This is a genomic window from Flavobacterium sp. WC2430, from assembly GCF_040822075.1.
Lineage (GTDB): Bacteria > Bacteroidota > Bacteroidia > Flavobacteriales > Flavobacteriaceae > Flavobacterium.
Genome location: NZ_CP162007.1, coordinates 2,747,066 through 2,762,466 on the forward strand (window position 1 = coordinate 2,747,066; position 15,401 = coordinate 2,762,466).

Sequence of the window (15,401 nt, forward strand, 5' to 3'; positions counted from 1 at the left end):
ACCCAACAAAAACAATGTTTGAAAATACTATAGAAATAGAAAAAGAAGACAAAAAAGAACTTTATGCATATCAACAAGGCGATATTGACGCTATTTTTGAACGCATAGATAATGCCCCAAAACAACATCACTTGTTATATCAATTGCCTACTGGTGGTGGTAAAACAGTGGTTTTCTCTGAAATTGTACGTCGTTATTTGACAAAACATGAGAAAAAAGTAGTTGTTTTAACGCATCGAATTGAGTTGTGTAAACAAACTTCAAAAATGTTAAAAGGTTTTGGAGTTAAAAACAAAATAATCAATAGTAAAGTAAAAGAACTTCCTGATCAAAATGAGTATTCTTGTTTTGTTGCCATGGTTGAAACTTTAAAAAACCGTATTAATGATGAAAAACTACATCTTGACAATGTAGGTTTAGTAATTATTGATGAGGCCCATTACAACTCTTTCCGTAAATTATTGAGTTCATTCACAAATGCATTTATATTAGGAGTTACCGCAACTCCATTGAGTTCTAATATAAAATTACCCATGCATGAAAGCTACGATGAATTAATCGTAGGAGATACAATCAGTTCGCTAATTGAGAATGGATTTTTGGCGAAAGCCATAACCTACAGCTATGATGTTGGTTTAACCTCTTTAAAAGTAGGAATCAATGGAGATTACACCGTAAAATCATCCGATGATTTATATACGAATATGGCCATGCAAGAAAAATTACTGCATGCTTATACGGAGAAATCTTTAGGTAAGAAAACACTAATTTTCAATAATGGAATCAATACCTCTTTATATGTTTATGAAACATTTAGAGAAGCAGGATACCCTATACGCCATCTGGATAACACTAGCAATACCGAAGAACGTAAAGATATTTTACATTGGTTCAAGCATACACCTGACGCTATTTTAACCTCTGTGGGAATTTTGACTACAGGTTTTGATGAGCCTACAGTTGAAACCATAATCTTAAACAGAGCGACTAAATCACTGACGTTATATTATCAAATGATTGGTCGTGGTTCTAGAAAACTGCCTAACAAAGATATGTTTACCGTTATTGATTTAGGGAATAATGCGGCCCGTTTTGGATTGTGGAGTGAACCTGTAAACTGGCAACATATTTTTAAATCACCTGAATTCTATCTTGAAAATCTTCGTGATGATACGGAAATCGAATTGTATTTCAAATATGCAATGCCACCAGAATTACGTGCTAAATTCAGTAAAACTGCCGAAGTAACTTTTGATGTTGATGAAGAACACAAACTAATTATTTCTCAAAATTTACGTTCTAAAGTCGTTTTGGATAAATCACTCGAACAACATGCTGCTATGTGTGTCGACAATACAGAGACTTTACAAGAAGCCAAATCATTATCAAGAGAGTTAGATGAAGATATCGATTGCCGTATCAAACGCTATTCTAAATGTTTAAGTCAGTGTAGTAAAAACTACCGCGAATGGCTTGTTGATGATTATAAGCTAAAAATGACTTTATTAATTGGGAAAAAGTATCGTGAGAAAATCATGAACGAACCTGATGAAGATTAATATAAGGAGCTAATCCTGCTGTACACTTTATCTGTAGTGGCGAACCCCGCCACTACAGGATATCGTTCCCATCAGGGCTAGAAACTAGATTACAAAACAACTATTTTTTATAAAATAACAAATCCAAAAAAATGTCAAAACAATTCTCTGATTTAGGAATTTCGGCACCTATTTTAAAAGCGCTTACCGAATTGAAAATTGTTGAACCAACAGAAATTCAGCTAAAATCAATTCCGTTACTATTATCAAACACTACTGATTTAGTTGGACTAGCAAAAACGGGAACTGGAAAAACGGCCGCTTTTGGATTGCCTATTTTACAATTAATAGATACTGCTTCTCCAGTAGTACAGGCCGTAATACTTGCACCAACACGAGAGCTAGGTCACCAAATTTTTAAAAACTTAGAGGCTTTTGCTCAATTCCTACCTGATGTTTCTATTGCAGCAACCTGTGGAGGAATTCCAATCAAGCCACAAATAGAACGACTTTCTCAGCCTACACATATTGTTGTGGCTACACCAGGTCGTTTAATTGATTTGATTCAGCGCAAAGCGGTTAACTTACAGGAAACAAAATTTCTTGTTCTTGATGAAGCCGATGAAATGGTAACCATCTTAAAAGAAAGCCTAGACGAAATTATTGCCGAATTACCTAAAAGTCATAAGACACTTTTATTCTCTGCAACCATGCCAGGTACTATCAAGCAATTGATTCAGAACTATTTAAATAAAAACGTAGTTCAAGTAAGTGCCAATATGGAAACTATTGGTAATCAAGGTATCGATCATGAATACATTGTGGTAGATCCAATTGAAAAACTAGATGTTTTAATGCATTTCTTGAATTCAAAAGAAGGAGAACGCGGAATCATATTTTGCAAGACCAAAGCGGCCGTGAATAAATTAGCTAAAAATTTAGCGATCAATCGCTTTTCATCAGGAGCATTGCACGGAAGTCTATCTCAAGGAATCAGAGACCGAATCATGGAGCAATTTCGTGAAGGACACATTAATATATTAGTAGCAACTGACTTGGCTGCAAGGGGTATCGATGTAAAAGAAGTTTCCTATGTAGTAAATTACCACTTACCAGATGTTTACGAAGCGTATGTTCATCGTTCTGGTAGAACCGCAAGAGCAGGAGCAAAAGGACTTTCTTTAACCGTATTACAACCCGAAGAAGAAAAAGAAATAGTTGATTTTGAAAAAGAACTCGGAATAAAATTTACCAAATTTAAAAAACCGAGTACGCTTAGTATCGAAGAAAACAATACGTTGTTATGGGCGAAACAAATTTTTAAAACCAAACCCAATCATGAGGTTGATGCGGAATTAAAGACCAAAATCAAAACGGTGTTTCATCATTTAACTAAGGATGAATTGATTGAGAAATTATTAGCTAATTATTTGTTACAAAACAAAAATCAAATTCAAGAGAAACCTGTTAAAAAACTAAAAAGGACATAAAAATCACATTGTTTTTTTCAGATTTATACCTTCATAAACACCCATAAATTGATTAATTTTATGGGTGTTTTTTATTATAAATAATATACAAGTATAAATGGAAATTGTAATAATTGGAGGAGGTTTTGCAGGATTGAATCTTGCTAAAGAACTATTGAATCATAAAGATATTAATGTCACATTAGTAGATAAAAATAATTATAATTTTTTTCCGCCGCTAATATATCAGGTCGCTACCGCTTTTTTGGAACCATCAAGTATCAGTTACCCTTTTAGAAAGTTTTTTGCAGGAAAAAAAAATCTAAAGTTTCGCTTAGGAAATTTACTTAAAGTAGTTCCAGCTGAGAAAAAAATTATTCTCAATAATGGAGAACTAAACTATGATTACCTAGTTTTTGCAACTGGAGCAGAAACGAGTTATTTTGGAATGGAAAATGTCAAAAAAAATGCCATTCCAATGAAAACTTTGAATGATGCCATTGTAATGCGCAATACCTTATTGAAAAATCTAGAGAAAGCGGCCATTTGCAAAGACATGCGTGAGCGTAGAAAATTATTAACTATAGTAGTTGCAGGAGGTGGTCCCACTGGTGTTGAAGTTTCGGGTATGTTTGCTGAGATGCGAAAAAATATTTTATTAAAAGAATATCCTGAATTAAGTACTACAGCCAGTAATATTTATTTAGTTGATGGATCTAATGCTGTATTATCGCCCATGAGTAAAGCCTCACAGGAAGACACATTAGATGCACTCACAAAATTAGGTGTGGTTGTAAAACTTAATACAACTGTTGTAGATTATGTTGACGACACCGTATATTTTGGCAATGGAGAAACAATTCAAACTAAAAATTTAATTTGGGCGGCAGGAGTTTCTGCCAAATTTTTTGAAGGAATGCCAGCTGAAAGTTATGGTCGTGGAAGAAGAATGGCAACTGATGCTTTTAATAAAGTAAATGCTACAGATGCTATTTATGCCATTGGAGACACCTGCATTCAATTAACCGATATTAATTTTCCCGCTGGTCATCCTCAAGTAGCGCAAGTTGCTATTCAACAGGGATTAAACTTAGCTGCCAATTTCAAATTAATGTTAAACAAAAAGATGCTAATTCCTTTCAAATACAATGATAAGGGCTCGATGGCTATCATTGGAAAGAACAAAGCAGTGGTTGATTTACCCAAGCCAAAAATGCATTTCAAGGGATTCTTTGCTTGGATAATCTGGTTGTTTATCCATCTTATTTCTTTGATAACTTACCGCAATAGAGTAAAGACATTCTTCAACTGGATGATTGCTTATTTTGCAAAAGACCATTCGCTACGTATGATCATTAGACCCGATAAAAAAATTAAAGTAGATAAAAAGGAAATCTAGAATCCCAATTAATGAATTATTGCAATTTCTTCATCAGGAGAAGTTGCAATGGTTTTTTTAATATTTCTTTTTCCTACCATCAAAATTAAAAAGGCAGCAATAGTTGTTGAAGCCATTATTACGACCATAGGCGTAATTGAATCTTTTACAAAAACACCCACTGCAAAAGAAGCCAAAGCCCCTAACCCCAGTTGGATGGCACCCATTAATGCCGATGCACTTCCAGCATTTCTTGAAAAAGGAGCAAGTGTAAGACCTGCTGTATTTGGGTTAGATATCCCCAAACAGGCTAAGAATAAAAATAACATTGCAATTGTTGTATATAATCCTAAAAGACCATTTATTGTCAAAAGAAGGAATACAATGCTAATTATTGATTGTGTAATCAATGCGCCAAAAATCATTTGCTCACTTGAAAATTTCCTTAATAGCAATGAGTTCAGTTGACTTGCACCTATAAAACTCAATGACATAAATGCAAATATCCAACCGTATGTTTTGGCATCCACATTAAAAATATCCATGAATAAAATAGGAGAAGCAGCTACATAAGTAAACAATCCAGAAAAAGCAATTGCACCAGTAAAAGCATAGGTATAAAACTGAGGCTCTTTTACAATACTAATGAAATTAGTAATAATAGGCTTTGGTTTTAATGAGATAGAGGTATCTGGTTCATATGTATTTGGCAAGCCTATCTGTGAGGCCAAAAGAATTAATATTCCCATACACATTAATATAAAAAAGACAGTATGCCAACTATAATACGCTGTAACATAACCTCCAATTGTAGGTGCTAGCATTGGCGATAGCCCAACTACTAACATCAATAAAGAAAAGACTTTAGGTATATCTTTCACAGGAAATAAATCCCGAACCATCGAAACAGAAGCAACTGTAGCAGCACAACTTCCTATCGCTTGAATGAATCGTAAACCAATAAAAGTGTCAATATTGGTGACATAAACACAACCTAATGATGCTAATATGTAAACCAATAATCCAATAAACAATGGTTTTTTTCTCCCAAAACGATCTAATAAAGGACCATAAAGCAATTGCCCTACTGAAATTCCTATAAAATAACTGGACAAGGTCATGGAAACATTGGCTACTGTAGTATTCAAATCTTTTGCGATACCAGAAAATCCTGGTAAATACATGTCTATAGAAAAGGGTCCCAATGCAGTAAGAGAACCTAAAATTAGAATTAATTTGAAATAACGAGCTTTAGACATAAAAAGAGCTTTAATTTTTTGCAAAGGTAAATAATTATTGCCCTAAAATTGATACGTTTTAAAGTATTAAAAAATAACTACCAATTTATTTAAATGTTTATTAAATAACTCTCAGTATAAGCTTTTTGATAAATTGCCTCACTAAACATAAATAGATTCGATGGCTTTTTAGATGTACCAACTTGTTTTTCGTCTAATTTAACAATGAATTTTTTTGTAATTAGTTTTCGTCTAAAATTACGATTGTCAATCTCAGTACCTAATATAGATTCGTATGTATCTTGTAACTCTTTAATAGTAAATTTATCTGGAAGCAACTCAAAAATAATGGGTTTGTACATTGATTTCTCTTTCAAATCAGCATAAGCCTCATTAATAATCGTTTTATGATCAAATCCAAGTGCGGGTAAATTATTTATGGGAAACCATTGTACTTTACCCTTGGTAGTCTCTAAATTAACTTCATGTGTTTGTAATAAAAAATAATAAGCAATAGTTATAGTTCGTTGATTAAAATTTTGATTTTTTGCCCAAATAATATCTCTTTCATTCATTAAACGGTTTGGGTCACCAAAAACTTTAAACTGTTTTTTATAAAGATTGTCAAGCCCCGTTAGCTCCTTTAATACTCTTGATGCAGTTTCATCTATAGTTTCATTTTCAAGTGTATGATATCCAGTTAGAACATAATCATTAACAAGTGGTTCTTTACTGACTTCCGATTTTAAAAAACGTTCAATCAATAATACGTTTAAGGATTTAGTATTAAAGTCAAAGCCAAAAATGACACAGTCAACTGATATATTGGGAATTATTTGGGGTTGCATAAGTAGAAAAATAAAAATGGTTTGTACGTTTTTTAATAAAATTAAAATACTTCAAAAAACAAATTTAAGGATTTTATTATGAATATAGATAGGAATGGATAAGACTATCTATATTTAAATAAACGTCATTAATACGTTATATGTACAATTTGAAATTAAGAGATGTTGATATGTGATATATACATATAAAACCTAATTAATTTAAATAATAGTAAAATATAAGTATTTTTTTTTAGCATATATAATAATTTAAATATACTTTTGGAAAATAATAGTCATTTTGACGTTTAATACAAATGTTAAAACTATTTCGATTTAGTATTGCTAATAAATAAAAACTAATTGTAGCCGAAAAACTGAAGCGAACACAAAAAAATAAACAAATATTCAAGCCCTAAGTCATGAAAAAAATCGTTGCTACATTTTTATTATCCTTTTCTGCTATGTTATCGTATTCACAAGTTGTAATAACAAATTCCAACTTTTCTATGGGAACTACAGGTCGAATTGGTGTTGGGCTTTCGCCAAATGGGGAAGGGAACCAATGGAGACCTTTAAATCTTTCGGGCCAAGGCTCTTTGGGCGGTCGAATGGAGCAAACTGACTATATCGATATTTTACCTGCATTTCACTTTACACCTAAACTAGTAGGGAAAGAAAGTACCAATGTTACTTTTCAAATGCGTTTAGGAATGTACTCTAATAATGGACAATTTATTGGAAATACAAGCACACAAACTAAAAACGGACTAACTTTCATTCTTCCTGAGGCTTATGTAGAAGCAACTAATATTATGGGAAGTAAATGGTCTGCTTGGGCAGGATCCCGTTTTCGTCGTTATGATGATATACACATCAGTGATTATTTTTATTTTGATGATCATTCTTCACAAGGTTTTGGTGTAAGTCATAAAACCACAGAACTGACTATGTTAATGCCTGCTTCTTCGAATACAGGTTCTATTTATCCTTATAACTATGAAGTTACTGTCGCGGGTGCTACAAATGCAGCTATTCGTCAAAGAATGGTTTGGATTGGGGAACACAGTTTTAAATTTAAAAACGAAAATACCATAAAACTTTTGGGTGAATTTCACTATGCATCAGCTAGTTCTAATGAAGCGAGTATTAAATATGCGTCGGATAACGGTTTTGTAGCTGGAATTAAATACAACAGTCCGTTTAAAACCGCTATACCTGGTTCTTTCAATCAAATATCGGCACGTTATGGTACCGGGATTGCGAATGGTGGTGATAACGGAAACACTTTTACTTGGGCCACTTATGGAGCTCCAGATGCGGCAGGGAAATACAATGGTGCATATTCATTTACGATAGTGGAACACTTTTTATTAAATATTTCTAAAAAATTTAGCATCAATGGGTATGGTGTTTTCACAAGAAGTAAAGGTGGGTCTAGTAGTACTGATAAAGACACCTATTTCGATGGGACACAATTGTACAATCAAAAAACCGACTTGGTAGTTGGAATGCGTAATTTTTATTATGTGACCGATTGGTTTCACATTCTTCAAGAATTACATTATGCTGTTAGAAAAGACGGAGATAATCCAGAAGCAAGCATGTGGAAATTTTCTCTCGCACCTACAATTGTGCCTTTAGGACAGCGGGATCCATGGAGTCGTCCGCACATTCGTTTGGTTTATACAGTGGCCAGATACAATGATTTTGCAAGAGACCATAATTACTCCTCTTTTTTACTGGTAAATCAAAAACGATGGGGTTCTTATTTAGGGGTAAAAACAGAGTGGTGGTTGTTTTAATTCAATAGAAAAATAATTTAAAATAGATACATATGCCAATTTTTGGAACTAGTATTTTATCATTCATTCCCGGATGGACTGCTGAAGGAGGAACATTTGCCATACAAAAAGCAGCAGAATATGGCTTTGACATGCTTGAAATTTCTTTGCCATCATCATTAGATTTTGATGCCATAGCAACTAAGATGCAACTGGATGAACATGGAATTCAAGGACGTTTGTCTCTGAATCTGCCCAAAGCTTCCCATATTCCATTATACCCAGAAAATGCTTTGGCTTTGATTACAAAAGCATTGGATAAAGTAGGGGAGATGGAAGGTGATTTTTTAGGTGGTGTCTTACATTCGGCCATTGGGACCTTTACAGGAAAACAATGTACAGTTGATGAAAGAGTCATTATTCGTCAAGTTTTTACTGAATTGGCAGTTTACGCCAAGAAGCAAAATATAACGTTAGCGATTGAACCGATTAACCGATATGAAAGCTATGTCTTTACAGCGGCTCACGAAGTGTTGCAAATGATTGAAGAAATCGATACCATAAATATTGGTTTGCATTTGGACACTTTTCATATGAACATAGAAGAATTGAATTTTTACGATCCTGTTATTGCTGCGGGTAACCGCTTGAAACACGTTCATATTACCGAAAGCGATCGTGGAATGACAGGAGAAGGAAATGTACATTGGGATGATTTTTTTAAGGCACTAGCCAAAATCAATTACCAAGGACCATTAGTTCTAGAAAATTTCTCATCAGAAATCACTGCTTTAGTAGGATCTACTTCTTTATGGAGGCCTTCAAAATACAATTCAGAAGATCTTGCCAAAGGCAGTCTGCTATTTATGAAACAAAAAGTAGCCCTCTGGTACAATGAAAATCAATTAATTCAATAAATAAAAAATAAATAAAATGGAAAAAAGGCTAAAAGGAGTTTGTTTTGGTGAAGTACTTTTTGATGTTTTTTTGGAACACAAAAAAATTGGGGGAGCCCCATTAAATGTTGCTTCAAGATTAAACTCACTTGGTGGAGAAATCGCTATGATGAGTGCCGTTGGGAATGATGCCAATGGAAAAATAGTAGTGGATTATTTGAATGGAGTAGGAGTAAATACTGAAAGCGTTCAAGTAAAAGAAAATTACGCTACGGGAGTGGTAAATGTAATTTTGAACGAAAAAGGAAATGCATCTTATGATATTAATTATCCTGCTGCTTGGGATAAAATCGAAGTTTCAACTACAAGTACACAACTGGTTGAAGATGCTGATTTTTTTGTCTATGGAAGTTTATCTTCAAGAGATTCTGTATCTAATAATACTTTAAAAGAATTATTAAAAGTAGCCAAATATAGCATTTTTGATGTCAATTTAAGGGTGCCACATTATACTAAATCGAATGTTTTAGAATTATTGCAAGTAGCTGATTTTATAAAGTTTAACGATGATGAGTTAAATGAAATTTGTCAAGAATTACAATCAGATAAAAAATCATTAGAGCAAAACATCTTATTCATTGCGAAGAAAACCAATACGAAAACCATTTGTGTGACTTTAGGATCACACGGAGCCGTTTTGTATTGCAACAATAAATTTTATCACAACTGTGGTTTCAAGGTGAATGTAGTAGATACGGTAGGTTCAGGAGATTCATTCTTAGCCGCTTTAATTATTAAATTATTGAATGGTGAAGATCCACAACACGCTATTAATTTTGCTAGTGCCATTGGAGCCATCGTTGCTCAAAATGAAGGAGCAAACCCTGTAATTTCTCCAACAGAAATTGATGTTTTCTTGTCTGGATTTGAGCAAGTAAACCGTTTTGCTAAAACATCAACTACCTATTAACTATATAAACCGACCAATGAATTTAACAAAAAAAATACCCGTAGTAAGTAAAGAATTAATTTTTCAATTTGTAATTATAACCATATTATTTGCGCTGTGGGGAATTGCTAATGATTTGACAACTCCCATGGTTTCTACTTTCAAAAAAGTAATGCCTGAACTTTCTAATACGCAGGCGTCATTAGTGCAATTTGCATTTTATTTTGGGTATTTCTTTATGGCATTGCCAGCTGCATTATTCATTAGAAAATACAGCTATAAATCAGGTATCATATTAGGACTAATCCTTTATGCAACAGGTGCTTTTTTATTTTATCCTGCAGCACATTACCAGAACTATACGTTCTTCTTAATTTCATTATGGGTAATTACCTGTGGTTTAGCTTTTCTTGAAACCACTTCAAACCCATTAATCTTATTCCTGGGTAATAAAGAAACAGCAACCCAACGTTTAAATTTAGCGCAAGCCTTCAATCCTATTGGTGCTATAACGGGATTAATTATGGCCCAGTTTTTAGTAATCAAAGAAATAAAATCTGATGATTACACCCAGGAAGCGTATCATGCTTTATCTTCAACTGAGTTAGCTAGTATTCGTGAAAATGATTTGAGTGTAATCAGTATTCCTTATATTGGTTTAGGACTTTTTGTTTTGATCATCTTAATCATTATCATTTTTACTAAAATGCCTACCACAGCTCACGAAGATAAAATGTCAGTAGCGGAATCATTCAAAAAATTATTTGCCAATAAAAATTACAAACACGGCGTTTTAGCACAAGCATTTTACGTTGGAGCACAAATCATGTGTTGGACATTTATTTTTCAATATGTTGATAATATCAATCATACCTTTGGATTACATTTAACAGCAACCTATTACAATATTGCTGCAATGCTTTTATTTTTATCGGGACGATGGATTGGAACGGCTTTAATGAAAACTTTAAACCCATCCAAAATATTGATGGTATTTGGTATCGGTGGAGTAATTTGTGCAGCTGGTGCTATTGTACTACAAGGAATGCCTGGATTAATTTCGTTAATTTGTATTTCCATATTCATGTCAATTATGTTTCCAACGATATACGGAATTGCATTGAAAGATATGGGAGATGAGGCCAAAATTGGTTCTGCAGGTTTAGTAATGGCCATTGTTGGTGGTGCTTTGATGCCTGTTTTACAAGGATCTATGCTAGATTTGGGAGGTCCTGGATTTGCAGATATCAAACTGTTTGGATTCATTCCTGAAGTGAATTTTTCTTTCATTCTACCCCTAATTTGTTTAGCTGTAGTGGCTCATTACGGATACAGTACGTATCAATTATCAAAAAAGGTATAGTAATTCATCCGTTTATTTACTAATTAAAAACCCGAAACAGACTATAAGGCTATTTCGGGTTTTTTGTTTTGTATTATCAAATATTGGGAATTAATTATCATAACAGTCTCTTTTTTTGGAGCGCTTTTCTTTATTTTTATGTTTTATATTAGAACAAAAAATAAGGAATCTCAAAAATAAAAATAATGGCAACTACTATAACTATAAATCCAGCTACTGGAGAAAAAATAGCGGAGTATAATCGCATCACAATAAATGAAGCTAAAGAAAAAATTACCCAATCAAAAAAAACATTCGATAGTTGGAAGCAAAAAAAATTTGAAGAACGCGCCCAATTGATGCATAAATTGGCTGCAATTCTAGAGGGAAATAAGGAAGAATATGCGCAATTAGCTACTAGAGAAATGGGTAAAACAATTGGTCAATCTCGCAAAGAAATAGAAAAATGTGCATTGGTTTGCCGTTACTATGCGGATCATTCTAAAGAGTTGTTGGCAGATGAAATCGTAAAGACAGAAGCTACTAAGAGTTATGTTACTTTTAAGCCCATCGGTGTAATTTTAGCTGTTATGCCTTGGAATTTCCCATTTTATCAAGTCATACGATTTGCAGTTCCAGCTTTGATGGCAGGAAATACAGGTGTTTTAAAACATGCCTCAAATGTTCAAGGTTGTGCATTTGCGCTGGAAGATGCATTTGTAAAAGCAGGATTTCCTACAGGCACATTTACCAACTTAAACATCGATTCAAAATTGGTAAAAGATATTATTGAAAACAAAAATATAATGGCTGTGACGCTTACTGGAAGCGAACCAGCAGGTCGTTCTGTTGCTTCGATTGCTGGACAAAATTTAAAGAAAACGGTGATGGAATTAGGAGGTAGTGATGCCTATATTATTCTTGATGATGTTGACATGGAAGAAGCGACTGATATGGCTACTTTAGGAAGATTACAAAATAACGGACAAACCTGTATTGCAGCTAAAAGATTTGTTGTCCTTGATGAAATCTATGATGAATTTCTAGCCTTATTCACAAAGAAAATGAAAGCTGCAAAAATGGGCGAACCTACGGATGAAACTACGTATTACGGCCCGATGGCTAGAACAGACTTGCGTGATCAACTTCACGAACAAGTTCTAAAAACTGTAGCTCAAGGAGGCCGATTGGTATTAGGTGGTGAAATTCCAGATAGAAATGGAGCGTATTATCCAGCCACTATTTTGGCAGATTTAGAGCCAGGAATGGAAGGTTTTGATAATGAGTTATTTGGTCCTGTAGCATCTGTAATACGAGCAAAAGATGATGCTCATTCGGTTGAATTAGCTAACAATTCTGTTTTTGGTCTCGGATCGGGTGTGTTTACTGGCAATAAAGAAAGAGGGGAAAGGCTTGCATTGCAATTGGAGGCTGGAAGTAGTTTTGTAAATAAATTAGTTGTTTCTGATCCAAGATTACCCTTTGGTGGTATAAAAAACAGTGGCTATGGGAGAGAACTTGCTGCGTATGGAATTCGTGAATTTGTGAATACCAAAACGATTTGGATAAATTAAAGTGATACCTTTTTAAACAGTATGGTGTAATCAATTTTTTGATAGAAATTAAATCCTTATAAATATATAGAATTAAAATTTCCGGTTTTACATTTTATTCTAATAATATACAATCGCTGAGAATCGCGTATTTGAAAATTTATTTAAGTTGCTGCAGTGCATTGTTCTATAAAACAATTAGAATCATTCAAATTGGTGGTAGCCTATATACTATTTATGGATAATAGAAAACGAACTATAATTTATATTATGTAAAATAGAAAATATACAAACTTCCCATTCTGCAAGATTCCTCAGTAAAACTACTTGTGCCAATTGATATAATTAAAAAGTACACTTTTGACTTAGTCTTCTCCTTTTATTACATAATTCATTAATTAAATTAAGCCAAAGTACAAATTCACAAAATTTAATATATAACCTAGATTTACGCTGTTATTTGCATCATTAATTTATTAATTTTGCTAAATATAATTATTCAAAAAATATGAATTCAATTGCAGAACACATTGCTGATTTTTTAAAAGAATACGCTCCATTTGATGCACTCACGTTTCAAGAGTTGTCAGAGATTTCTGCAAATATTCGAGTAGTCAATTTAGAAATTAATAAAACCTTATTTCAAATTGATGAAGCTTTACATGATAGTTTTTATGTGGTGGCTTCCGGTTTAATTAATTTATCTGTAATTGCCGATGCCGAAGAAACTATTTTGAATAAATGTCATGAAGGTGCTATTTTTGGTTTGCGTCCTTTTTTTGCAAAAAACAACTACATGATGACGGCAAAAGCACGTGAAGAAAGTATTGTTTACGCTATACCGATAGCTGTTTTTAGACCTTTTGTAGCTAATAATTCAGATGTTTTAAATTTTTTACTAGAGAATTTTGCAGTCAATTCAAGAAGCACAAATACTAAGGAAAATGCACATAGAAACCTAATTTCTGATACTAGTTTCTCTTCAGTACAACAGTCTGAAATGCAATATTTCCAGACTTTATCTTACAACAGCTCTCCATTAATTACTGCTCCATACAATATTGTCAAAGATGTTGCTCAGTTAATGGCTGAAATGAGAATCAATAATGCTGTAATTTGTGAAAATAATATTCCTATTGGTATTGTTACTGATATGGATATGTCATCTAAAATTGCTACAGGAAGATATCCTATAACTATTTCTGTTGATAAAGTAATGTCATCCCCTGTAATTACGGTTCTTGAAAATGTATCCTTGGCAGAAGCACAATTATTAATGTTAAAAAATAACGTCACTCATTTATGCGTAACACTGGATGGTTCAAACAAATCAATTGTAAAAGGAGTGATTTCGGAACATGATTTAGTGGTAGCCCAAGCCAATAATCCTGGGGTTTTAATAAAAGAAATAAAACGTTCTCAAACAGCTAAAGAACTAAAACAAATCAGATTAAGACTGGACGACATTGTTCAGACTTCTATTCAAAAAAACATTCCCCTTACACATATTTCTAATATTGCCAGCGAAATTAATTTTGCTATTTTAAAACGCGCTGTGGAGCAATCAATTTTAGACTTGGGCTCCCCTCCTGCTCGTTTTGCCTGGTTAAGCATTGGTAGTCAAGGAAGAAAAGAGCAATTATTACCCACAGATCAGGACGGTATTTTAATTTTTGAAGATGTGGCTCCAGAAAAATACAGAGCCGTAAAAGACTATTTTCTTAATTTAGCCAAAAAAACAACTTTAATTTTAGAAAAAGTGGGATATCAATTGTGTCCAAATGGGCATATGGCCAGTAATATGCTTTGGTGTAAGTCCCTTTCAGATTGGACAAAACAATACAACAGTTGGATGAATACTACAGCCGAAAACAGTAGTGATTTAAGCAGTATATTTTTTGATTATGAAATTGTTTTTGGCGAACAAAAAATTGAAGATGCAATTAATAATGTAGTATATAAAAATGCTGAAAATAATGTTTTATTTTATGACTTTTTAGGGAATGATGCTTTAAGAAACAATTCTCCATTGACCTTTTTTAAGAAATTTAATGTAGAAGAAGAAGGTCCTAATAAAGATAAATTTGATATTAAGACACGTGCATTAATGCCTCTTATTGATGGGGCACGTTTATTTACATTAAGTCATAATATCAAAGGAATTAATAATACATACATTCGTTTTAAACAATTAGCTATTACCAATCCTAAACATGCTGAAATTTATCTGGAATGTGCCGAAGCTTTCTTAGTTTTGTCGAAATTTAGGGCGTTAGAAGGTTTAAAAAATGATACCTCTGGACAGTATATCAACTTAGAAGAATTGTCAAAAACAGATAGAGAAAAACTTAAAAATGCATTAGCTCCAATGAGAGAATTGGAGGACTTAATTAAAGATACATTTCAACTGACTCAATTTTCGTAACT

11 protein-coding genes are annotated in these 15,401 nt (G+C 33.2%); 9 read left to right on the plus strand and 2 right to left on the minus strand.

Annotated elements, in window-relative coordinates:
* Positions 1–14: 14 nt before the first annotated feature.
* The 3 genes from AB3G36_RS12060 to AB3G36_RS12070 all read left to right on the plus strand — a co-directional run bounded on the left by AB3G36_RS12060 (position 15) and on the right by AB3G36_RS12070 (position 4,406).
* Positions 15–1,559, plus strand: a complete 1,545-nt coding sequence (locus AB3G36_RS12060; protein WP_367753078.1) for a DEAD/DEAH box helicase — start codon at positions 15–17, stop codon at positions 1,557–1,559.
* A gap of 131 nt (positions 1,560–1,690) precedes the next feature.
* The gene (locus AB3G36_RS12065; RefSeq protein ID WP_367753079.1) at positions 1,691–3,028 is read left to right on the plus strand and encodes a DEAD/DEAH box helicase; all 1,338 of its coding nucleotides are present in this window, start codon (positions 1,691–1,693) and stop codon (positions 3,026–3,028) included.
* A 97-nt stretch (positions 3,029–3,125) separates the two neighbouring features.
* Positions 3,126–4,406: an NAD(P)/FAD-dependent oxidoreductase gene (locus AB3G36_RS12070; RefSeq protein WP_367753081.1), complete on the plus strand. Its 1,281-nt coding sequence runs from the start codon at positions 3,126–3,128 to the stop codon at positions 4,404–4,406.
* An 8-nt stretch (positions 4,407–4,414) separates the two neighbouring features.
* Here AB3G36_RS12070 and AB3G36_RS12075 read toward each other — a convergent pair whose 3' ends face one another.
* Together AB3G36_RS12075 and AB3G36_RS12080 are read right to left on the minus strand one after the other, a co-directional pair.
* Complete coding sequence (locus tag AB3G36_RS12075; protein WP_367753082.1) at positions 4,415–5,644, minus strand: multidrug effflux MFS transporter; 1,230 nt, start codon at positions 5,642–5,644, stop codon at positions 4,415–4,417.
* A gap of 89 nt (positions 5,645–5,733) precedes the next feature.
* Positions 5,734–6,471: an NUDIX hydrolase gene (locus AB3G36_RS12080; protein WP_367753084.1), complete on the minus strand. Its 738-nt coding sequence runs from the start codon at positions 6,469–6,471 to the stop codon at positions 5,734–5,736.
* A 401-nt stretch (positions 6,472–6,872) separates the two neighbouring features.
* On the opposite strand from AB3G36_RS12080, the gene AB3G36_RS12085 reads away from it, so the two are divergent.
* From AB3G36_RS12085 to AB3G36_RS12110, 6 genes are all read left to right on the plus strand, one after another.
* Positions 6,873–8,255, plus strand: a complete 1,383-nt coding sequence (locus AB3G36_RS12085) for a carbohydrate porin (RefSeq protein ID WP_367753086.1) — start codon at positions 6,873–6,875, stop codon at positions 8,253–8,255.
* Between the two features lie 32 nt (positions 8,256–8,287).
* Entirely contained in the window at positions 8,288–9,151 is an 864-nt protein-coding gene (locus AB3G36_RS12090; protein ID WP_367753088.1) for a sugar phosphate isomerase/epimerase family protein, read from the plus strand.
* Between the two features lie 16 nt (positions 9,152–9,167).
* Positions 9,168–10,100, plus strand: a complete 933-nt coding sequence (locus AB3G36_RS12095; protein WP_367753090.1) for a carbohydrate kinase family protein — start codon at positions 9,168–9,170, stop codon at positions 10,098–10,100.
* A 16-nt stretch (positions 10,101–10,116) separates the two neighbouring features.
* Positions 10,117–11,442: an L-fucose:H+ symporter permease gene (gene fucP / locus AB3G36_RS12100; RefSeq protein WP_367753092.1), complete on the plus strand. Its 1,326-nt coding sequence runs from the start codon at positions 10,117–10,119 to the stop codon at positions 11,440–11,442.
* A 185-nt stretch (positions 11,443–11,627) separates the two neighbouring features.
* Entirely contained in the window at positions 11,628–12,995 is a 1,368-nt protein-coding gene (locus AB3G36_RS12105) for an NAD-dependent succinate-semialdehyde dehydrogenase (protein WP_367753093.1), read from the plus strand.
* Between the two features lie 487 nt (positions 12,996–13,482).
* Positions 13,483–15,399, plus strand: a complete 1,917-nt coding sequence (locus tag AB3G36_RS12110; RefSeq protein ID WP_367753095.1) for a DUF294 nucleotidyltransferase-like domain-containing protein — start codon at positions 13,483–13,485, stop codon at positions 15,397–15,399.
* The last annotated feature ends 2 nt before the right edge of the window (positions 15,400–15,401 follow it).